Source organism: Amycolatopsis sp. CA-211722 (assembly GCF_056828465.1).
Window position 1 is genome coordinate 255,369 of record NZ_CP184752.1, and the last position, 18,901, is coordinate 274,269.

At 70.1% G+C, this 18,901-nt stretch carries 24 protein-coding genes and 1 pseudogene; 7 read left to right on the plus strand and 18 right to left on the minus strand.

From position 1 onward, the window contains the following. Window positions 1-65 precede the first annotated feature (65 nt). Both ACOCEP_RS01180 and ACOCEP_RS01185 read right to left on the minus strand, forming a co-directional pair. Window positions 66-1,277, minus strand: a complete 1,212-nt coding sequence (locus ACOCEP_RS01180) for an FAD-dependent oxidoreductase (RefSeq protein WP_482335335.1) — start codon at window positions 1,275-1,277, stop codon at window positions 66-68. Between the two features lie 212 nt (window positions 1,278-1,489). Further along, entirely contained in the window at window positions 1,490-2,059 is a 570-nt protein-coding gene (locus tag ACOCEP_RS01185; protein ID WP_482335336.1) for a TetR/AcrR family transcriptional regulator, read from the minus strand. 99 nt (window positions 2,060-2,158) lie between these two features. Between ACOCEP_RS01185 and ACOCEP_RS01190 the strand changes: the two genes are divergently transcribed. Continuing rightward, entirely contained in the window at window positions 2,159-3,178 is a 1,020-nt protein-coding gene (locus tag ACOCEP_RS01190) for an aldo/keto reductase (protein ID WP_482335337.1), read from the plus strand. A gap of 3 nt (window positions 3,179-3,181) precedes the next feature. Here ACOCEP_RS01190 and ACOCEP_RS01195 read toward each other — a convergent pair whose 3' ends face one another. The 11 genes from ACOCEP_RS01195 to ACOCEP_RS01245 form a co-directional block, all read right to left on the minus strand. After that, window positions 3,182-4,054: an AAA family ATPase gene (locus ACOCEP_RS01195; RefSeq protein WP_482335338.1), complete on the minus strand. Its 873-nt coding sequence runs from the start codon at window positions 4,052-4,054 to the stop codon at window positions 3,182-3,184. A 31-nt stretch (window positions 4,055-4,085) separates the two neighbouring features. Beyond that, window positions 4,086-4,655, minus strand: coding sequence for a nucleotidyltransferase family protein (locus tag ACOCEP_RS01200; protein WP_482335339.1), 570 nt, complete (start codon window positions 4,653-4,655; stop codon window positions 4,086-4,088). Further along, complete coding sequence (locus ACOCEP_RS01205) at window positions 4,648-5,454, minus strand: IclR family transcriptional regulator domain-containing protein (RefSeq protein WP_482335340.1); 807 nt, start codon at window positions 5,452-5,454, stop codon at window positions 4,648-4,650. The genes ACOCEP_RS01200 and ACOCEP_RS01205 overlap by 8 nt, the downstream gene beginning before the upstream one ends. Window positions 5,455-5,463: 9 nt before the next feature. Further along, window positions 5,464-5,868: a 4-carboxymuconolactone decarboxylase gene (gene pcaC / locus ACOCEP_RS01210; RefSeq protein ID WP_482335341.1), complete on the minus strand. Its 405-nt coding sequence runs from the start codon at window positions 5,866-5,868 to the stop codon at window positions 5,464-5,466. Next, a complete protein-coding gene (gene pcaD, locus ACOCEP_RS01215; RefSeq protein ID WP_482335342.1) occupies window positions 5,865-6,644 on the minus strand; it encodes a 3-oxoadipate enol-lactonase in 780 nt (259 codons plus the stop codon). The genes pcaC and pcaD overlap by 4 nt, the downstream gene beginning before the upstream one ends. Next, the gene (gene pcaG, locus ACOCEP_RS01220; RefSeq protein WP_482335343.1) at window positions 6,637-7,185 is read right to left on the minus strand and encodes a protocatechuate 3,4-dioxygenase subunit alpha; all 549 of its coding nucleotides are present in this window, start codon (window positions 7,183-7,185) and stop codon (window positions 6,637-6,639) included. Before pcaG ends, pcaD begins: the two co-directional genes overlap by 8 nt. Next, entirely contained in the window at window positions 7,185-7,919 is a 735-nt protein-coding gene (pcaH, locus tag ACOCEP_RS01225) for a protocatechuate 3,4-dioxygenase subunit beta (RefSeq protein ID WP_482335344.1), read from the minus strand. Before pcaH ends, pcaG begins: the two co-directional genes overlap by 1 nt. 20 nt (window positions 7,920-7,939) lie before the next feature. Beyond that, window positions 7,940-9,118, minus strand: coding sequence for a thiolase family protein (locus ACOCEP_RS01230; RefSeq protein WP_482335345.1), 1,179 nt, complete (start codon window positions 9,116-9,118; stop codon window positions 7,940-7,942). Beyond that, window positions 9,115-9,870, minus strand: coding sequence for a CoA-transferase subunit beta (locus tag ACOCEP_RS01235; protein ID WP_482335346.1), 756 nt, complete (start codon window positions 9,868-9,870; stop codon window positions 9,115-9,117). Before ACOCEP_RS01235 ends, ACOCEP_RS01230 begins: the two co-directional genes overlap by 4 nt. Then, complete coding sequence (locus tag ACOCEP_RS01240; protein WP_482335347.1) at window positions 9,867-10,676, minus strand: CoA transferase subunit A; 810 nt, start codon at window positions 10,674-10,676, stop codon at window positions 9,867-9,869. Before ACOCEP_RS01240 ends, ACOCEP_RS01235 begins: the two co-directional genes overlap by 4 nt. A 108-nt stretch (window positions 10,677-10,784) precedes the next feature. Further along, window positions 10,785-11,306, minus strand: a complete 522-nt coding sequence (locus tag ACOCEP_RS01245) for a hypothetical protein (RefSeq protein ID WP_482335348.1) — start codon at window positions 11,304-11,306, stop codon at window positions 10,785-10,787. Window positions 11,307-11,464: 158 nt separating this feature from the next. Between ACOCEP_RS01245 and ACOCEP_RS01250 the strand changes: the two genes are divergently transcribed. Both ACOCEP_RS01250 and ACOCEP_RS01255 read left to right on the plus strand, forming a co-directional pair. Then, a complete protein-coding gene (locus ACOCEP_RS01250) occupies window positions 11,465-12,430 on the plus strand; it encodes a 2-hydroxyacid dehydrogenase (protein WP_482335349.1) in 966 nt (321 codons plus the stop codon). Continuing rightward, window positions 12,427-13,551 (plus strand): glycerate kinase, encoded by a 1,125-nt coding sequence (locus ACOCEP_RS01255; protein ID WP_482335350.1) that lies wholly within the window; start codon window positions 12,427-12,429, stop codon window positions 13,549-13,551. Before ACOCEP_RS01250 ends, ACOCEP_RS01255 begins: the two co-directional genes overlap by 4 nt. A 29-nt stretch (window positions 13,552-13,580) precedes the next feature. Here ACOCEP_RS01255 and ACOCEP_RS01260 read toward each other — a convergent pair whose 3' ends face one another. Together ACOCEP_RS01260 and ACOCEP_RS01265 are read right to left on the minus strand one after the other, a co-directional pair. After that, window positions 13,581-13,892, minus strand: coding sequence for a hypothetical protein (locus ACOCEP_RS01260; RefSeq protein WP_005153325.1), 312 nt, complete (start codon window positions 13,890-13,892; stop codon window positions 13,581-13,583). Window positions 13,893-13,988: 96 nt separating this feature from the next. Continuing rightward, window positions 13,989-14,189: pseudogene (locus ACOCEP_RS01265) on the minus strand (hypothetical protein); the annotation flags it as partial. Window positions 14,190-14,361: 172 nt separating this feature from the next. On the opposite strand from ACOCEP_RS01265, the gene ACOCEP_RS01270 reads away from it, so the two are divergent. From ACOCEP_RS01270 to shbA, 4 genes are all read left to right on the plus strand, one after another. After that, on the plus strand, window positions 14,362-14,817 hold the full coding sequence (locus tag ACOCEP_RS01270) for a GtrA family protein (RefSeq protein ID WP_482335351.1): 456 nt from the start codon (window positions 14,362-14,364) through the stop codon (window positions 14,815-14,817). 255 nt (window positions 14,818-15,072) lie between these two features. Then, window positions 15,073-15,423: a YidH family protein gene (locus tag ACOCEP_RS01275; RefSeq protein ID WP_482335352.1), complete on the plus strand. Its 351-nt coding sequence runs from the start codon at window positions 15,073-15,075 to the stop codon at window positions 15,421-15,423. A gap of 89 nt (window positions 15,424-15,512) precedes the next feature. Then, a complete protein-coding gene (locus ACOCEP_RS01280) occupies window positions 15,513-15,722 on the plus strand; it encodes a hypothetical protein (protein WP_482335353.1) in 210 nt (69 codons plus the stop codon). Window positions 15,723-15,972: 250 nt separating this feature from the next. Further along, the gene (gene shbA / locus ACOCEP_RS01285) at window positions 15,973-16,629 is read left to right on the plus strand and encodes an RNA polymerase sigma factor ShbA (RefSeq protein ID WP_034321212.1); all 657 of its coding nucleotides are present in this window, start codon (window positions 15,973-15,975) and stop codon (window positions 16,627-16,629) included. 106 nt (window positions 16,630-16,735) lie between these two features. Here the strand turns inward: shbA and ACOCEP_RS01290 are convergent, their stop codons facing one another. From ACOCEP_RS01290 to ACOCEP_RS01300, 3 genes are read right to left on the minus strand one after another with little or no spacing between them, the layout of a single operon-like run. Continuing rightward, complete coding sequence (locus tag ACOCEP_RS01290; RefSeq protein ID WP_482335354.1) at window positions 16,736-17,560, minus strand: amidohydrolase family protein; 825 nt, start codon at window positions 17,558-17,560, stop codon at window positions 16,736-16,738. Continuing rightward, the gene (locus tag ACOCEP_RS01295; RefSeq protein ID WP_482335355.1) at window positions 17,557-18,528 is read right to left on the minus strand and encodes an aldo/keto reductase; all 972 of its coding nucleotides are present in this window, start codon (window positions 18,526-18,528) and stop codon (window positions 17,557-17,559) included. The genes ACOCEP_RS01290 and ACOCEP_RS01295 overlap by 4 nt, the downstream gene beginning before the upstream one ends. Next, window positions 18,525-18,827, minus strand: coding sequence for an L-rhamnose mutarotase (locus ACOCEP_RS01300; RefSeq protein ID WP_482339528.1), 303 nt, complete (start codon window positions 18,825-18,827; stop codon window positions 18,525-18,527). Before ACOCEP_RS01300 ends, ACOCEP_RS01295 begins: the two co-directional genes overlap by 4 nt. Between the last annotated feature and the right edge of the window lie 74 nt (window positions 18,828-18,901).

Below are 18,901 nucleotides of genomic sequence, written 5' to 3' on the forward strand. Positions count from 1 at the left end.
CGTTTCGTCCTCTAGTTGCGGTACTTGCACGTGCAAGTACCGCAACCAGAGGACGAAACGCGGGGTCAGCGGCGCGCGAAGGCCGGGGTCTTCTCGCGCAAGGGGCCCATGCCGCCCATGAAGGCCGCGAGGGCGGTGAGCTGCGGGAACCGGTCCGAAATGCGGAGCGGTAGCGGCACCGTCCGCTCGTTCAAGGTCCCGTCGAGTGCGGGCTCGATGAGCATCTTGTGCTCCTCCAGTTGCTGCTTCTGGGCGATCGTGACGGCCACGGATCGACGGCGCTGCACGCGGGCGAGATCCCGCGCGGTCAGCGTCCCGCGCAGCAGTGGGGCGGCGAGGATCCGCGCGGTCGCGACCGCGTCCTGCACCGCGATGTTGACGCCCATGCCCCCGACCGGTGACATCGCGTGCGCGGCGTCGCCGATGCAGAGCACCCGGCCCGAGTACCAGCGCGGCAGCTTGGACATCCGGACCTTCAGCAGTTTGACGTCGTCCCAGCCGCGGATCTCGCTCAGCTGCGCGTCGTTCCAGCCGAACAGTCCGCCGATCCGCTCGCGGAACCGCTCGATCCCTTCGGCCCGCTGGGCGGTGTCCTGTCCCTTCCGGATCAGGTACGAGGTCTGGAAGTAGTCGCCGCGGTCCATCGTCACGCCGGCGAGCCCGCCCTCGAACCGGCCGAACACCTGGGCCTCTTTGCCGGTGTCTTCGAGTTTCGGCACCCGGACCCACCAGACGTCCATCGGCACCTCGTACTCCTTCGGCACGAGCCCCGCTTCGGCGCGGATCAGCGAGTCCCGGCCGTCACAGCCGACCACGAGCGGCGCGGCCAGCTCCCGCTCCTGACCGTCGGCATCGCGGTAGCGCACGCCGCCGCCCTCGCGCAGGCCGAGCACTTCGGCTCCCATTCGCAGGGTGAACGTCGGTTCCTCGGCCGCGGCTTCGGCGAGCAGGTTGAGGAAATCCCATTGCGGAACCATCGCGATGTATTTGTGCGGCCCCGGAATGCGGCTGAAATCGGCGGCGACGACGGTCGCGTCGCCGATCAGCATCCGCATCTTCTCCAGCCGTCGCGACGGCAATTTCGCGAAGCGCTCACCGAGGCCGAGTTCGTCGAGCAGCGTCAGCGTCGGCGGATGCACGGTGTCACCGCGGAAATCACGGAAGAAGTCCTGGTGTTTCTCGAGAACGGTGACCTCGACCCCGGCCCGCGCCAGGAGGAGCCCGAGCACCATCCCCGCCGGACCGCCCCCCACCACACAGCACTGTGTACGTTCCATGACCGAGTTGTAGCGCGCGGAATGGCGCCACCGCCATGGACCTAGGTCCTGTCGAGAGGTGGCATTTCCCGCTTCATGGCCGAGGTGTCGCGAAAGCCACTTTCGCGACGTCCGATGTCCCGAAAGTGGCTTTCGCGACACCGTCACCAGATCTCGTGCGGGGACAAAATGGGAGACGACGGCGCCAGGCACAGAGCGAAGCACCCTTTGCCTTACCTCTCGCGAAGTCCCGCGATGAGCACGCCGACCATCTTGCGCGCGTTGTAGCGCGGGTCGCTTTCGGCGCCGATGCAGAGGTTCCCGACGCCGCGCATCACTTCGAGCGCCTCGAGATCGGAGCGGATCTCACTCGCTTTCGCCGCCGCGTCGAGCAGTCGCGCGCACACCGGCAGGAGGGTGTCGAGGAAGTAGGTGTGGAGCGTCTCGAACCCGGCGTTGTCGGACTGCAGCACCGCCGCCAGGCCGTGTTTGGTGACCAGGAAATCGACGAAGAGGTCGATCCAGCGCCGCAACGCCTCGTAGGGGGAATCGCTCGACGCCAGCAGCTCCGGCCCGGCTTCGGCGCACGCGTCGACCTGGTGCCGGTAGACGGCGATGATGAGGTCGGCCCTGGTCGGGAAATGCCGGTAGATCGTGCCCATCCCGACCCCGGCCTTCGCCGCGATGTCGCGGACCGGTGCCTCGACGCCCGAAGTGACGAAGACGGCGGCCGCGGCGTCGAGCAAGGTCTTCTCGTTGCGGCGGGCGTCCGCGCGTTTGGCCTTGGTGCCCTCTTCACTCATCGCCACTCCTCCGTCACCACGGTTGCCAAACGGAACACTGCTCCGTATCGTTAGCGGAGCAACGTTCCGCTTGCACATTTTGCCATGGAGGACAGCGTCATGCAGTACCGCACCTTGGGCAGGACCGGCGTCCAGGTCAGCACCCTCGCGCTCGGCGCGATGAACTTCGGCGCGATCGGGCGCACCACCCAGGACGAGGCCACCGCCATCGTCGACGCCGCGCTGGAGGGCGGGATCAACCTCGTCGACACCGCGGACATGTACAGCGCGGGCGAGTCGGAGGTCATGGTCGGGAAGGCCATCGCGGGCCGCCGTGAGGACGTCGTGCTGGCCACGAAGGCGAGCATGCCGATGGGTGACGAGCGCAATCACCAGGGCGCTTCACGCCGCTGGCTGGTCACCGAACTGGACAACAGCCTGCGCCGCCTCGGCGTCGACCACGTCGATCTCTACCAGGTCCACCGCTGGGACCCGAGGACCAGCGACGAAGAAACCCTTTCCGCACTGACGGATCTGCGTCAGGCGGGGAAGATCCGCTACTTCGGTTCGTCGACGTTCCCCGCGTATCGCATCGTGCAGGCCCAATGGGCCGCCCGCGAGCTTCGTCTGGGCCGCTACGTCACCGAGCAGCCCAGCTACTCGATCCTCCAGCGCGGCATCGAAACGCAGGTCCTGCCCGTGACCGAGGAATACGGGATGGGCGTGCTCGCGTGGAGCCCGCTGGCGTCCGGCTGGCTGTCCGGCGCGGTCCGGGAAGGCCGTGCGATCAGCACGAACCGTTCGGCGGTCCTGCCCCAGCGTTTCGACCTGACCAGGCCCGCGAACCGGGCCAGGCTGGAAGCCGTCGAACGGCTGGTCAAGGTCGCCGACCAGGCCGGGCTGAGCCTGATCCAGCTCGCGCTCGGCTTCGTCGTCGCCCATCCGGGGGTGACGAGCGCGATCATCGGCCCTCGCACGCTGGAGCACCTCGAATCGCAGCTCGCCGCCGCGGACACCGTGCTGCCGTCCGACGTCCTCGACGCGATCGACGAGATCGTCGCCCCGGGCACCGACCTGGCCCCGGAGGAGAAGCACGACACCCCGCCCGCTCTGCTCGACGCGTCACTGCGGCGCCGCTGAAGCTCAGGCGAGCAGCTTGTCCAGCTTGGCCCGGACCCTGTCCAGGTCTTCGCTGTACTTGAGCACGGAACCGAGGGTCCGGGCGGCGGTCGCGGCGTCCAATTCGGACATTCCCAGTGCGAGGAGCGCCTGAGCCCAATCGAGCGATTCCGCCACCCCGGGCGGTTTCAGCAGCTCCATCGCGCGGAGCCGCCGCACCGCCGTCGCGACCTGGACCGCGAGCGCCTCGCCCAGCGCCGGGATCTTGCGGCGCAGGATCTCGAGCTCGCGGCCGAGGTCCGGATGCTCGAGCCAGTGATAGAGACAGCGTCGCTTCAGCGCGTCGTGCACTTCCCGCGTGCGGTTGGACGTGAGCACCACGAGTGGCGGATGTCCGGCGCGCACTTCGCCGAACTCGGGGATCGTCACCGCGTTCTCGTCCAGGAGTTGCAGAAGGAAGGCTTCGAACTCGTCGTCCGCCCGGTCGATCTCGTCGACCAGCAGGACACAAGGAGCGGTCTGCAACGCCTTCAGCAACGGCCGGGAGAGCAGGAAGCGTTCGGTGTAGAGGGACTGTTCGGCGGCTTCGACGTCGAGGGCGCCGTCACCCGCGGCCTCGAGCGCCCGCAAATGCAGCAGCTGGCGAGGAAAGTCCCATTCGTACAGTGCCTGCGCCGCGTCGATCCCTTCGTGACACTGGAGCCGGATGAGCGGCATGCCGAGCGCCTCGGCCAGGCCCAGCGCGAGCGATGTCTTGCCGGTGCCCGGTTCGCCCTCGCAGAACAGCGGGCGGCCGAGCGCCACGGCGAGGAAGCCGGCCGTGGCGATGCCGTCGTCGGCGAGGTAGCCGACCGTTTCGAGGGCTTCGGCCAGTTTCTCGGGCGATTCGACGGTCACTCGCCGATGGTATGCCTCAGCGGGCCGGAGATCAGCCCGGAAGATCCTCGCGACGGTCCACGTCGTGCCCGGTGCCGAGGTCGCCGCATTCGACGAGCCGCAGGTCCTGGCGTCCCTTGAGCCAGTCGCGGGCGCCCCTGTCCCCGGACGCGCCCGCGATGATCTCCGGCCACCAGCGGCGGCCGAGTACGACGGGGTGGCCGGGAACGCCTTCGTACGCGGCACGCGCGACGGTGACTTCGCCGGCTCCGGCGGCGACCCGGCGGATCACGTCCGCACCGACGCCGGGCAGATCCACGAGGTGCACGACGGCGGCTTCGGCGTCGGTCCCGGTGAGCACGCGCAAGCCGGCGCGCAAGGACGCGCCCATGCCGGACTCCCAGTCCTCGGCGACGACGGCCGCCCCGGGGTCGGGCAGGAGCGCGCGGGCTTCGGCGGCCGAGGCACCAAGCACCACCCGGACGGGCGCGCAGCCCGCGTCGACGAGGACCCGCAGCGACCGGACGACGAACGGCTCGCCGTCGACGACCGCGAGCGCCTTCGGCCCGCCGAACCGGCGTCCGGCTCCGGCCGCGAGCAGCAGCCCGGCGACCTCAGCCATGCCGCGCTCTGGTGGGCGGCGCCGAGGCCAGATCGGCCTCGATTGCCCGTGCCGCCGAGAGCAGCGACGGCAGCAGTTCCCGTTCGACCGACTCCGGTGTCGTGCGGCTGGCGTGGGTGGAGAGGTTGACCGCGGCCACGATCCTGCCCCGCCGGTCGTGGATCGGCGCGGCGATCGAGCGGAGGCCTTCTTCGAGTTCCTGGTCGACCATCGCGTAGCCCTGCCGATGGATCCTGACCAGTTCGGCGATCAGCTCCTCCGGCCTGCTCTTGGTGCGCGCGGTGAGCTTGTCGAGCTTCGCCCTGCCGAGGTATTCCCGCAGTTCGGTGTCATCCAGGCCGGCCAGCAGGACCTGCCCCATCGACGTCGCGTGGGCGGGGAAACGGGTGCCGACATTGATGCTGACGGTCATGATCCGCGAAACGGCCACCCTGGCGACGTAGACGATGTCCGGGACTTCGAGCACGGAGACCGAGCTCGACTCGTGCACCTCGGCGGAGAGCCGCTCCAGATGTGGCTGGGCGACCTCCGGCAGGGACAGGCTCGACAGATACGAGTAGCCGAGCTCGAGGACCCGGGCGGTCAGCGAGAAGTACTTGCCGTCCGTGCGCACGTACCCGAGATCGACGAGGGTGAGCAGGAACCGGCGGGCGGCCGCCCTGGTGAGCCCGGTCGCGCGGGCTACGTCGCTGAGGGTGAGTTCCGCCGCGTCCGCGTTGAACGCCTTGATCACGGCCAGCCCGCGCTCCAGCGACTGGACATGATGCGCCCCGCGCTCGGTCACCTCGCCCTCGTCCATACGAGAACCCTAACCGCCTCCCGTTTCCTGGGCGGCAGGCTCACCGAGTTCGGCCAGGACCCGCTGCGCGACGGCGAACGCGGCGTTGGCGGCCGGGGCACCCGCGTAGACGGCGGTGTGCAGCAGGACCTCGGAGATCTCCCGCGCGGTGAGTCCATTGTGGACGGCGGCGCGGACGTGCATGGCGAGCTCGTCGTGGGCGTGCAGCGCGGTGAGCGCGGCGAGGGTGACGCAGCTGCGGGTCTTGCGGTCGAGCCCGTCCCGCGACCAGACCGATCCCCAGGCGCCCCGGGTGATGTAGTCCTGGAACGGGCGGCTGAACTCGGTGGTGCGGGCGACCGCCCGATCGACGTGCTCGTCTCCGAGGACCTCGCGGCGCACCTTCATGCCGGTCTCGTAGGTGTCGTCGGTCATCGGGCGGCCTCCAGGTGTTCGAGGATCAACGCGGTGAACCGCTCGGGCTGTTCGAAGCTCCCCAGATGCGCGGCGCCGTCGACGACTTCGAGCCGCGCGTCGGGGATGCCGCCCGCGATCACCTCGGCGTGCTCCACCGGGGTGGCCGGATCCTCGGCCCCGGCGATCACCAGGGTCCGCGCCGCGATCTTGGGCAGGTCACCGACGAGGTCCATCGTTTCGATGGCCTGGCACGACGACGCGTAACCCTCGGCGGGAACGCCGGCGATCATCTCGCGCAGGTACGCGGTCCGCCCGGGGTGGGCGGCGGCGTACCCCGGGGTCAGCCAGCGGCCGACCCCGGCGTCGGCGACCGCGGCGGTGCCCTGCTCGCGGACCGTCTTCGCCCTGTCCGCCCACATGCTCGGCGGCCCGAGCTTCGCCGACGTGCAGCACAGCACGAGGCTCGCGATCCGGTCCGGCGCGTGCACGCCGAGCCACATCCCGGTCATCCCGCCGAGCGAGAGCCCGACGACGTGGGCGCGCTCGGCCCCGTGCTCGTCGAGCAGCGCGAGCAGATCACCGCCGAGGTCCGCGAGGGTGTACGGCCCGGGCGGGACGGGTGACGCGCCATGCCCGCGGGTGTCGTACCGGATCACCCGGAAACCCTGCTCCACCAAGGGTTTCACCTGGGGTTCCCACATGCGGTGATCGCTGCCGAGCGATCCGCTGAACACCACGACGGGGCTGTCCGCGGGCCCTTCCGCGACGCTGTGCACCTTCACCGGCTCAGACATCGAAGAACACCGTCTCCCCCTCGCCCTGCAACCGGATGTCGAACCGGTGGCCGTCGCCGTCCTTGGTGGCGACCAAGGTGCCCCGGCGGGCCTCCGGGACCGACGCCAGCACCGGATCCCCGGAGTTGTCGTTGTCCTCGAAGTAGATCCGGGTGACCACCCGGTGCAGGAGGCCGCGGGCGAACACCGAGACGTCGATATGCGGCGCCTGCGTGCTGCCCGCCGGACCGGGCAGCGACCCCGGCATGATCGTCCGGATCTCGTAGTGGCCGCCCGGATCGGTGGGGCAGCGTCCGAAGCCCCGGAACCCGCTCGCGACCGCTCCGCGCGGGTCGTCGGGGTGGTCGAACCGGCCGTCGGCGTCGGCCTGCCACGTCTCGATCATCGCGTCCGGGACGGGTTCGCCCGCGCCGTCGAGGACGCGGCCGTGGATCCGGACCGCGGCGGGCTCGTCCGCGGGGACGACGTCCGGTCCGTCAGGCCAGGGCAGGCCGATGGACAGGTACGGGCCGACGGTCTGGGAAGGCGTCGTCTCCGGCATCAGTGCTCGTCCTCCTCGTCTTCGAAGACCGAAGCCTCGCGGCCGCGCACGACGATGTCGAACTGGAAGGCCAGCGCCCACTCGGCTTCCGTGCGGTCGAGGTCGAAGCGCGCGATCATCCGCTGCCGCGCCTTCTCGTCCGGGATGGAGTTGAAGATCGGATCCTGCGAGAACAGCGGGTCTTCCGGGAAGTACATCTGGGTGACCAGCCGCTGGGTGAACGCGCTGCCGAACACGGAGAAGTGGATATGCGCCGGCCGCCAGGCGTTGTCGTGGTTCTTCCACGGGTACGCGCCCGGTTTGATGGTGGTGAAGGTGTAGCGCCCTTCGGAGTCGGTGAGCGTCCGGCCCGCGCCGTCGAAGTTGGGGTCCAGCGGCGACGGCCAGCGGTCCCCGGTGTGCCGGTACCGGCCGCCCGCGTTCGCCTGCCAGATCTCCACCAGCGAATCGCGGATCGGCCGCCCGTCACCGTCGAGCAGCCGCCCGGTGACGATGATCCGCTGGCCCTGCGGCTCCCCCGCGTGGCCCTTGGTGAGGTCGTTGTCGAACTCGCCGATCCGGCCCGGGCCCAGCGCGGGACCGGTGACCTCGGTCAGCAGATGCGGGAGCACGATCAACGGCTCCTTCGGATGCCGCAGCGCCGTCGACCGGTAGCCGGCGGAATCGAGCGGCGGATGGGTACCGTCGGGATCGCGCCGGTAGCGCGGGAGCCTCAGTTCTGCGGGTGCGGACATGCTGTTCCCTCCAGCGCGGCTCAGTGTGCTTCGAGGACGACGGCCAGCCCCTGGCCGACGCCGATGCAGATGGCGGCCAAGCCCCACCGGCCGCCGGTGCGGCGCAGGTGGTGGGCCAGCGTGCCGAGGATCCGGCCGCCGGAGGCGCCCAGCGGATGCCCGATCGCGATCGCGCCGCCGTTCACGTTCACGATCTCAGGGTCGAGCTTCGACCAGTCCCGCAGGCAGGCCAGCGACTGCGCGGCGAAGGCCTCGTTCAGTTCGACTGCGGCCAGGTCCTCCCAGCCGATCCCGGCCCGCTCCAAGGCGATCTCGGCCGCGCGCACCGGGCCGATGCCGAAGACGTCCGGGTCGACGCCCGCCGCGCCCCGGCCGGCGATCCGGGCCAGCGGCGCCTTGCCGAGCCGCTTGCCCGCCGCCTCGTCACCGAGCAGCAACGCGGAGGCGCCGTCGTTCAACGGCGACGCGTTCGCGGCCGTGACCGTCCCTTGTGGACGGAAAACCGGCTTCAGCTTCGCGAGCTTCTCCGGAGTGGAACCGGGCCGGATGCCCTCGTCGCGGGTGAGTTCGACTCCCTCGACGGGGACGACGTGGTCGTCGTAGAACCCCTCGTCCCAGGCGCGGGCGGCGTTGACGTGACTGCGGACGGCGAACGCGTCCTGCTCGTCGCGGCCGATGCCGTAACGCTCCGCGAGCTGCTCGGTGGATTCGCCGAGCGAGACCGTCCACCGCTCGGGCATCTTCGGGTTGACCATGCGCCAGCCCAGCGCGGTGGAGTACAGCGTCTGGTTGCCCGCCGGGAAGGCCTTCTCCGGCTTCTGCATGACCAGCGGCGAACGGCTCATCGACTCGACCCCGCCCGCGACGACGAGCGAGGCGTCGCCGACCTGGACCGACCGGCTGGCCTGCATGACGGCGTCGAGACCGGAGCCGCACAGGCGGTTGACCGTGGCACCGGGCACGGTCGTCGGCCAGCCCGCGAGCAGCGCCGCCATCCGCGCGACGTTGCGGTTGTCCTCGCCGGCGCCGTTGGCGTCGCCGAGCACCACCTCGTCGACGGTGGCCGGGTCGAGGTCGTTGCGTTCGGCCAGCGCCCGCAGGACGGTGGCGGCGAGGTCGTCCGGGCGGACCCCGGACAGGGCGCCGCCGTACTTGCCGAACGGGGTACGGATGGCGTCGAACAGGAAGACGTCGGTCATGCGCTCGCCCTTGTGAGGTCTCGGAGGATGCGGAGTTCTGCCTCGGTCGGCGCCGGGGTGGTCCCCAGGTCGCCTGCCACCTTCAGTTTCCACCCGGTCGCCTCGACGACCTGATCGACCTCGACCCCGGGGTGCAGTTCGGTGAGCGTGAGCTCGGCGGTCTCCGGGTCCGGCCGCATCAGGCCGAGGTCGGTGACCACCAGCGTCGGCCCGGCGCCCGGGAGGCCGAGACGCTCGCGGTCACCCTTGCCGGCGCCGTGGCCGAACGACGTCACGAAGTCGACCTTCTCGACGAACGTGCGAGGGCTTTGCCGGAGCACCACGAACACCTCGCGGCAGGAGGCGGCGATCTCCGGGGCGCCGCCCGCCCCGGGGAGCCGCACCTTGGGGTTGGCGTAGTCCGGGCCGATGACGGTGGTGTTGATGTTGCCGAACTTGTCCAGCTGGGCGGCGCCGAGGAAACCGACGTCGATCCGGCCGGGCTGGAGCCAGTAGTTGAAGACCTCGGGAACGCTGACCACGGCGTCCGCGGTGTCGGCGAGCTCGCCGTCGCCGATGGACAGCGGCAGCCTGCTCGGCTTGGCGCCGAGGCAGCCCGATTCGTAGATGAGCGTCAGGTTCGGCGCGTGCCCGCGGCGGGCCAGGTTGGCGGCCGTGCTCGGCAGGCCGATGCCCACGAAACAGGACATCCCGTCGCCGAGCGCGCGAGCGGCGGCGACGCTCATCATCTCGTCGGAGGTGTACCCGGTCATGCCTTCACTCCCGTCAGCTCGTCGAGCCAGCGGGTGAAGCTCTCCCTGTCCCGGCCGATCGCGTCCCATGCCTGGTAGGCGTCGTTGTCCCGTTCGTAGTAACCCGCCGCGTACGACGGCCGCGCGCCGCCGGGCACCTCGGCCACGGCGGTGACCGCCCACGACGGCAGCACGATCGCGCCCGGCCGGGGCTCCAGTTCGTCCACGACCTCCTCGACGGTGACGAGCGACCGCTTCGCCGCGAGCACCGCCTCCTTCTGCACGCCGGTGATACCCCAGATCTGGACGTTGCCGGATCGGTCGGCGCGCTGGGCGTGGACGATCGTGACGTCCGGATTGAGCGCGGGGACGGCGGCCAGCCGCTCGCCGGTGAACGGGCAGGTGATGGGTTTGATCGTTTCGGTGTGCGCGGCGAGATCGGTGCCGGTGTATCCGCGCAGGACGGCGAACGGCAGACCCGAGGCACCGGCGACGTACCGGTTCGCCATCCCCGCGTGGCTGTGTTCCTCTATCTCCAGCGGTACCGGCCAGGAGTGCTGGACCGCGTCACGGAACCGGTGCAGCGAGCCGACCCCGGGGTTTCCGCCCCACGAAAAGATCAGCTTGCTCGCGCAGCCCGCGCCGATGAGCTGGTCGTAGACGATGTCCGGGGTCATGCGGACCAGCGTCAGGCCGGTGCGGCGCCGGCGGATGATCTCGTGCCCGGCGGCCACGGGAATGAGGTGCGTGAAGCCCTCGAGCGCGACGACGTCCCCGTCGTGCACCAGCCGCGCCACGGCGTCCTTCAACGACAGCAGCTCCGCCATCCCCACTCCCGGCTCGCTTGTAGCGATACGCGACGTTCGTATCGCGCACACCTGTTCTGCATATGAACATAGCACAAGGGAGCCGATCATGGCGCCGGACTCGTGCGATCAGCCGATCCCGCTGCCGGGCGGGAACCATTCGACGGCCTTGAAGTCCCCGCTCTCGACGCGTTCGAAGGTCGCGGTGCTCAGACACGGCGGCACGATCCGCTTGTTCTCGGGGTCCGGCCCCCAGCTGTAGCCGAGCCGGTCACGCCTGCCGTCGTCGTACACCGTCATCCCGACCCTCCGGTCCTTGAGGCCCGGGACGTCGGTGTCCTCGACGATGCCGGTGACCACGGCGACCGGGCCGCCGACGACCAGGCAGTCGATCCTGCCCCGGAAGTAGGCGGAGAACCCTTCCCCCACGTGGCTCACCCGGAAGGTCCCCCTGCTCTCGGGGAAGAGACCGCGCGCGTCGAAGGCGAACCGGACGTCTTGGCCGTCCTTGCGCAGCAGCTTCGCGCTTCCCACCAGGCTCGGTTCCGCCGGCTTGCCCTCCTCCGCGGCGGACACCGGACCGGCCGCGACGAGCGTCGTGGCGAGGACCAGCGCGGCGCCGACGGCGGCGAGTTCTCGTGATCGTTTCATCTTCCACCCCTGGAATCCCCTGTTCGCGGAGCCTTTCCGCGTCCATCACCATCCCGGGGCGCCTGGCCGTGACGACTCCCCCGCGCAGGGGAAGCGCCTCCCTCACAGCGGGGATTTCCACATTTGGGATACCAACCGTCGCGCACTAGGCTGACGACGTGACCTCGAAGATCGCGGTGACCCGGTGGATTCCCGACGAAGCGCTGAAGGTGCTCGCGGAAGCCGGGGAGGTGAAAATGTCGCGCGCCGACCGGCCGCTGACGCGGGACGAATTACTCGAGTTCGTCCGCGGCGCGTCCGCGATCGTCGGCATGCTGCACGACCGGCTCGACGGTGAGGTCGCCGACGCGGCGGGCCCCGGGCTGAAGGTCGTGGCGAACGTGGCCGTCGGCTACGACAACGTCGACGTCGCGGCGCTGTCCGGGCGCGGGATCGCCGTCACCAACACCCCGGGCGTGCTCACCGACGCCACCGCGGATCTGGCGTTCGGGCTGATCCTCGCGGTCACCCGGCGGCTCGGCGAGGGCGAACGGCTGATCCGCGCGGGTACCCCGTGGTCGTTCCACCTGGGTTTCCTGCTCGGTTCCTCACTGCAGGACAAGACGCTCGGGATCGTCGGGCTCGGCCAGATCGGGCAGGCGGTCGCGCGGCGGGCGCTCGGTTTCGGGATGCGGATCGTCTACTCAGGACGGTCGCGGGCCACCGAAGACGTCGAAAGGGCCTTGGGCGCGACGTACGTGCCCTTCGATGAGTTGCTGCGAAGCTCCGACGTCGTGTCGCTGCACTGCCCCCTGACACCGGAGACCCGGCACCTCGTCGACGCGGACGCGCTGAAGTCGATGAAACCGGGCGCGTACCTGATCAACACCACCCGCGGCCCCGTCGTCCACGAGACCGCGCTGGCGGACGCGCTCGAAGCGGGCGAGATCGCCGGGGCGGGCCTCGACGTGTTCGAGGCCGAACCCGAGGTCGAACCGCGCCTGCTGAACCGCGAAAACGTCGTGTTGACGCCACATCTGGGTTCGGCGACCGTCGAGACCCGTACCGCCATGGCCGTGCTCGCGGCCGAGAACGTCGCGTCGGTGCTCACCGGCGGAAACCCGCTGACGGAGGTTCGTCCATGACTCGCGTGGTCATCGCGCCCGACAAGTTCAAGGGAAGCCTGACCGCGGTCGAGGCGGCCGAGGCGATCGCCGACGGCGTCCGCGACGCGCTCCCCGGAGCCGAGGTCTCCTCCTGCCCCGTCGCCGACGGCGGCGAGGGAACGCTCGACGTCCTCGTCGCGGCGGGCGGCCGTCTCGTGGAACTCCCGGTCCGCGGGCCGCTCGACGACACCGTCGACGCGCGCTACGTGATGCTCGACGGAACGGCCTACGTCGAATCGGCCCGCGCCTGCGGGATCGAGTTCGTGGACCCGAGCCCGGAAGTGGCGCTGGCCGCGCACACCTGGGGCGTGGGCGAACTCCTCGCGCACGCCCTCGACCACGGGGCGCGACGGCTGGTCCTGACCGTCGGCGGAACCGCGAGCACCGACGGCGGCGCCGGGATGCTCGCGGCACTGGGCGCCGGGGTCTTCGACGCGTTCGGCGCGCCGGTCGGGCTCGGCGGCGGCACGCTGGGCCGTGTCGCGCTGGCCGAACTCGGCCCGGTGCGCGAACGGCTCGGTACCGTCGAGGTCGCCGTCGCCACCGACGTGACGAACCCCTTGCTCGGCCCTCGTGGCGCGGCCGCGATCTTCGGCCCGCAGAAGGGCGCGGGCCCGCGCGAGGTCGAGCAACTGGACGCGTCCCTGTCCCGCTGGGCGCAGGCGTTGCGGAACGCCGGGACCCCCGATGTCTCCGATCTTCCCGGAGCGGGCGCGGGCGGCGGGGTCGCCGCGGGCGCGATCGCGGGGCTCGGCGCGGGCGTCGAATCCGGCTTTCAGCTCATCGCCGGGCTCACCGGGGTCGCCGACGCCATCGAACGCGCGGACCTCGTCATCACCGGCGAGGGCTCGCTGGACGAGCAGAGCCTCGACGGCAAGGCCCCGGCGGGTATCGCGGCCCGCGCGCGGGAGCACGCGGTGCCGCTGATGGTGCTGGCCGGACGGATCCAGCTGGACCGGAACCAGCTCGACGGCCTCGGGGTCGTGGGCAGCGCCGCCCTGATCGACCACGCGCCTTCACTCGACCACGCGCGTGCGCACGCGGCGGAACTCCTTCGGGAGCGGGCCGGCGAACTGGTCCGCACCTGGGCCCAGGCTTGAGCCCGTCGAGTCTGTGAACCCGCGGGGCCTCAGCTGCCAGGCTGGGGCTGAGCCTGCGGGAGTACGGCGAAAGCGACTTCGCCGGTTTCGTCCTGCTGGACGTCGAGCACCTTGTCGTCGAGCAACGCGGCCGCTTCCGGCTCCAAGAACACCTTCGGGCCGCCGTCGGCGCCGAGGACCTTGTCGCCGCTTTCCGGCTCCGGGGCGACGGAAACCGCGAGCTGAGGACTGTCCCCCTGCTGGGAGTGCATGGCGAACCGCAGCCCGCCTCCGTCCTGGCCGTTCTCCTGCCCGGTCAGTGCGGTGATCGCCTCGGCGGCGGCTTCGGTGACTGTCAGCATCTCTGCCCTTCCTTCGTCGCGGTCTTGCACTTGACCGACCACGCTAGGGGCTGTCGGCATGGCCCGCCGTCTGAGTGAAGATCATTTCTCGCCGACGTCCGGCTCCTCCTCGGCCAGCCGCATCGCGTGCGACTCGCCTTCGCGGATCTCCGCGGGCGTGGTCCCGAAGCGGTCTGCGCCGCTCCAGTGCTCGGGCGGTTCGACACCTTCTTCGAGCGGGTCGACGCGGAGTTCGTCCTCGTCGAGCGCCTCGCTGGGATCCAACGTTTCCGGTTCCGCGGTCTCACGGTCGCTCATCGGCCGCTCCCTCCTGGTCGGACGTTGGCCGGGGCGTGTTGTACTCGACCCGGTCCCTGTGGCTTACCCGGCGTCTCCGCAGGCCAAACGGTGCCGCTGTCGCGGGGATCACAATTTCTCAGGTGGTTCATTACCTTCACAAGTTTGTGAAACAAGGAGTAGCGTCGTCGGTATGACCACCACCAGGTGGGCGCCAGGGCACCGGATCATCCGGCGCGCGCCGGAGCGGCATCACGAACTCGGCAACCATGCCGCCTGGTACGTCGTCGCCGGCGTCGCCGCCACCGGCCTTCAGGCGGTGTTGTTCCTTGTCCTGCAGCCGGTCCTCGGCCCCCAGGTGGCCAATCTGGTGGCGCTCGCGGTCACGACCGTCGGGAACACCGAGTTCCACCGCAGGGTCACCTTCGCCGCCCGGAAGAGCAACGCGGGCAAACGGCATTTCCAGGATCTGATCACCTTCGCCTTCTACGCCGCGTACGGCTCGATCGTGCTCGCGTCGCTCGGCGCGGTGATCACCGAGCCGACCGCGCTGGAGCAGACGGGCGCCCTGCTCGCGGCCAGCGTCGTAGGCGGCATCGCGCGCTTCGCGGTCCTTCGCTGGTGGGTCTTCGCGCGCCGGAACGCCTAGTCTCCTTCGCGTCCCGTTCGCGGTCTCCGCGCCCAGTCGTCGCGAAAGCCACTTTCGGGACATCAGACGTCGCGAAAGTGGCTTTCGCGACATGCTCTGGCCGCACGACCACTCGCGGGACGCCGCCGCCGGCCCCACTGCCCAGTGGTTTCACGAAGGGTCGTGAGTGCCGGAAGCGCCAGGCCGTCAAAGAGCGTCCTTCGCTGACATCCGGGGAAGGCGCGAGCCGGCCGGGCAGCGCCTAGTCTCCTTCAAGTGGCAGAGATCAACGGCCCGCACGACGGCGGCTCCGAACCCGACTACCGATTCACGCTCGCCAACGAACGGACCTTCCTCGCCTGGCTCCGGACGGCGCTCGGCCTGCTGGCCGGCGGCGTCGCCGTCCATCAGCTCGTCCCCGACCCGAGCGCGCTGAGCACCGTCCTGGCGGGACTGTGCGTCCTGCTCGCCGCAGTCCTCGCGGCGAGCGCGTATCCACGCTGGCGGCAGGTGCAGAGCGCGATGCGCGCGGGACGGCCGCTGCCGAAGAGCGGCATGCTGATCCTGCTGACCGCGGGGATCCTCGCGATCACCTTGACGGCGGCGGCGCTGGTGGTCTTTTCGTGAGCCCGCGCGATCACGGAGCGCAAGCGGAACGGACCGGGCTGGCGTGGCGCCGGACCGCGCTCTCGGCTACTGCCTGCACACTCCTTCTTTTGCACACCGCGGCCCAGCGAGGCTGGGGTACGGCGGTCGTCCCGGTCGCGTTCGCGGGCGCCATGGTGATCACCTTCGCCGCCGTCGGCGCGATCCGTGAACGAGCACTGCGCCGTCCGGAAATCCCGAAACCTCTTAACCCAGCCCTTGCTGTCACAGCGTCGGCACTCGTCGTAGCGACGGCGGTCGCGCTGATCGCGGTGCGCTAAGGGGCGCGCACGTCCTGCGACCCCGGAGGCCGTTTTCCCGGCGCAGAGTCTCGGTTGTATTAAGCCGACTCCGGCGAATGGGCTATCTCTAGTTGAAATCTTTACTGCCGTCCGATCGACGCCTACGATTACGCTGCGTCGCAACGGCGGCAGATGAATCTGATCTTACGGAGCATCTGCCGCCCTCAATAGTTACGGAGTGTTGACCCCTCGACAGCGACGGTCGCAGGGTCGGCCGGGGAGGACGACCATGCAAGCAACTTCCAGCGCGTCCAGAACCGTCACCCCCGACGCGGTCCCCGGGTACACGACTCCGGAGAACCTGCCGCGGCCGGGCGGACGGCTGACCAAGGAAGACCTCGATCCGCTCGTCAAGGACGCGGGCGACGGGAATCCCGCCGCGATCCAGTCCCTCCTGCGGATGATCGGACCCGTCGTGGTCCGCTACTGCCGCGCCAGAATGGGTGGCCGCGACCTGTCCTACCTGTCGGCGGACGACGTCGCGCAGGAAGTGTGCATGGCGGTACTGAAGGCGCTGCCCGGCTATCAGGATCGCGGCGGTTCGTTCCTCTACCTCGTGCACGCCATCGCCGCCAACAAGGTCGCCGACGCCTACCGCGCGGTCTCCCGCGACCGGTCGGAGCCGGTCCCGGAACTGCCGGAACGACCCATCGGCGACAACGAACCCGAAACGCACGCCCTGCACCTGGATCTCGGTGCCCGGCTCAACCGCCTGCTCTCCACCCTGCCGCGGGTGCAGCAGGAGATCCTCGCCCTCCGCATCGCCGTCGGCCTTTCCGCCGCCGAAACGGCCGAAGCGCTCGGGATCTCCGCCGGCAACGTGCGCGTGACGCAGCACCGCGCACTGGCCCGCCTGCGGACGATGGTCAAGCAGGACGAGTTCTGATCTTCGTTCCCCCTGCCGCAGGTCGTCGATCGGCGGTTCTCAGGCGCCCGGACCCCGCGCCGCCCACTTCTTTTTCCCCCGGTTTCCCGCCGGGTTTCGTCGTGTCTCACGTAAGGCGATAGGTCCGCCGCGCCGTCCCGTCGAAGAACTCCAGCCGCTCGCCGTCGCTCAGTGAGCCCGTCAGTGAAAACGCCGTGTCCACAACGACTTCGTACGCCGCCGCGAGCTCGCAGACCGGCCAGTCCGAGCCGAACATCAGCCGCGAAGCCCCGAACGACTCCAGCACGTGCTCGGACCAGCGCGCCAGCTGACCGACCTTCCACCGTGCCCAGTCGGCCTCGGTCACCAGCCCCGAAAGCTTGCAGTAGACGTTGTCCAGCTCCCCCAGAGCCGCGACACCGTCCGCCCAGGGCTGCCATTCACCCGTGGCGATCGGCGGCTTCGCGGCGTGGTCGAGGACGAAAACCTGGTTCGGCAACGCTTTCGCGGCGGCGACCGCGGCGGGGAGCTGCGGCGGCTTCACCAGCAGGTCGTAGGTCAGCCCGGCCTCGCCGAGAGCGGCGAGACCGCGCAGGACCTCGGGCCTCGTCAGCCACGACGGATCCGCCTCGTCCTCCACCTGATGCCGGATTCCCACCAGCGGCCCGGAAAACGAAGCCACGCGCTCGGCGACGCCGGGCGCGGTGAGGTCGGTCCAGCCGACGACGCCGGCGATGAGCGGTTCGGCCTGAGCCGCCGCGAGGAACTCGCGCGTCTCCTCTTCCGACGAGACCGTCTGCACCAGCACGGTCCCCTTCACCCCCGCCGCCTTCGTCACCACGCGCAGATCGTCCACTGTGTACGGACGACGGATCGGTTCCAGCCCCGTGCCGGTCATCCACGGGTAGTCCCGCCGGGACGGATCCCAAAGGTGGTGGTGCGCGTCGATCACGGCCGTTCCTCCTGTCGCAGCACGGTGTCCTCCCGCAACAGTCCCGCACGGATCAGGTCCGTCCACAACTCGCGCGGCACCGGACGCCGGAACCGTTCGGCGTTGAGCCGGACCTGACCGGGATCGTGCGCGCCGACCACGACCGACACCACCGACGGATGCGCCGCGGGCAACGCCAGCGCGGCCTGCGGGAGTTCGACGCCGTGCCGCGCGCAGACGTCCGCGATCCGCTGGGCGCGCTCGACCAGTTCGGCGGGGGCCTCGGCGTAGTCGTACATCGTGCCCGGCGACGCGGTGGCCAGGATCCCGGCGTTGAACGCCCCGCCCGCCACCACGTCGACGCCGCGTTCGGCGCACAGCGGGAGAAGATCGTCGAGCGCGGGCTGGTTGAGCAGGGTGTACCGGCCCGCCAGCAGGATCACGTCGAGATCGAACCGCCGGACGAACTCCGTGAGCATCGGCGCCTGGTTCATCCCGGCCCCGATGGCGTCGACGACACCCTGCTCCCGCAGTTCGAGCAGCGCGGGGAACGCGCCGTGGACGGTGTCCTCGAAGTGTTCGTCCGGGTCGTGCACGTAGACGACGTCGACGCGGTCGAGCCCCAGTCGTTCCAAACTGTCCTCAAGCGACCGGAGGATCCCGTCGCGGCTGAAGTCCCACCGGCGTTTGTACGCGGCGGGAACGACGAAGCCCTGCGAATCGGTGCGCGAAGCACCATCGGGGTCGGGCTCCAGCACACGGCCGACCTTCGTGGAGACCACGAAATCCGCGCGGGGATACGCCGAAAGCGCCGCGCCCAGCCGTCGTTCCGACAGCCCGAGGCCGTAGTGCGGGGCGGTGTCGAAATAGCGGATGCCTTCGTCCCACGCCCGCCGGACGGTCGCCTCGGCCGTCTCGTCGGTGATGGCGTGGTACAGGTTGCCCAGCTGCGCGCAGCCGAGCCCCAGCGGGGACAGGGGGATCTTCACGGAAGCTCCCAGACGAGGCCGATCCCCGAATCGTCGCCCGAGTAGTCGTCTTCCACGTCGAGCAGTTCGGACATCCGTGCCTGCCAGGGAATGTTGGCCGGATGGTCACGCAGGATCGCGCGCATCTTCGCGTAGTCGTCGACCTCCACGACGTGGAACAGATCGAGCCCGTCCCGCCAGATCCGCCACGAACGCACGCCCGCACCGCGCAGGGCATCGTCCAGGTCGGGCGGGATGACGGCGTGGACCGACTCGTATTCGGCCTCCTTGCCCGGCTTCAGCCGGGTGTGGAGTGCCACTCTTTGTGGTGCGACACCGTGGGTCACCGCGCCTCCTTCATTCGAAACATGGCACTCTGTCAACTGACACTCAA

Coding starts and splice junctions, on each gene's coding strand:
- shbA (WP_034321212.1), top strand. CDS start 15,973: ATGCAAGCAACTTCCAGCGCGTCCAGAACCGTCACCCCCGACGCGGTC.
- ACOCEP_RS01260 (WP_005153325.1), bottom strand. CDS start 13,892: ATGCTGACAGTCACCGAAGCCGCCGCCGAGGCGATCACCGCACTGACC.
- ACOCEP_RS01255 (WP_482335350.1), top strand. CDS start 12,427: ATGACTCGCGTGGTCATCGCGCCCGACAAGTTCAAGGGAAGCCTGACC.
- ACOCEP_RS01240 (WP_482335347.1), bottom strand. CDS start 10,676: ATGGCGGAGCTGCTGTCGTTGAAGGACGCCGTGGCGCGGCTGGTGCAC.
- ACOCEP_RS01180 (WP_482335335.1), bottom strand. CDS start 1,277: ATGGAACGTACACAGTGCTGTGTGGTGGGGGGCGGTCCGGCGGGGATG.
- ACOCEP_RS01200 (WP_482335339.1), bottom strand. CDS start 4,655: ATGGCTGAGGTCGCCGGGCTGCTGCTCGCGGCCGGAGCCGGACGCCGG.
- ACOCEP_RS01190 (WP_482335337.1), top strand. CDS start 2,159: ATGCAGTACCGCACCTTGGGCAGGACCGGCGTCCAGGTCAGCACCCTC.
- pcaG (WP_482335343.1), bottom strand. CDS start 7,185: ATGCCGGAGACGACGCCTTCCCAGACCGTCGGCCCGTACCTGTCCATC.
- pcaD (WP_482335342.1), bottom strand. CDS start 6,644: ATGTCTGAGCCGGTGAAGGTGCACAGCGTCGCGGAAGGGCCCGCGGAC.
- ACOCEP_RS01230 (WP_482335345.1), bottom strand. CDS start 9,118: ATGACCGACGTCTTCCTGTTCGACGCCATCCGTACCCCGTTCGGCAAG.
- ACOCEP_RS01270 (WP_482335351.1), top strand. CDS start 14,362: ATGACCACCACCAGGTGGGCGCCAGGGCACCGGATCATCCGGCGCGCG.
- pcaC (WP_482335341.1), bottom strand. CDS start 5,868: ATGACCGACGACACCTACGAGACCGGCATGAAGGTGCGCCGCGAGGTC.
- ACOCEP_RS01185 (WP_482335336.1), bottom strand. CDS start 2,059: ATGAGTGAAGAGGGCACCAAGGCCAAACGCGCGGACGCCCGCCGCAAC.
- pcaH (WP_482335344.1), bottom strand. CDS start 7,919: ATGTCCGCACCCGCAGAACTGAGGCTCCCGCGCTACCGGCGCGATCCC.
- ACOCEP_RS01245 (WP_482335348.1), bottom strand. CDS start 11,306: ATGAAACGATCACGAGAACTCGCCGCCGTCGGCGCCGCGCTGGTCCTC.
- ACOCEP_RS01235 (WP_482335346.1), bottom strand. CDS start 9,870: ATGACCGGGTACACCTCCGACGAGATGATGAGCGTCGCCGCCGCTCGC.
- ACOCEP_RS01205 (WP_482335340.1), bottom strand. CDS start 5,454: ATGGACGAGGGCGAGGTGACCGAGCGCGGGGCGCATCATGTCCAGTCG.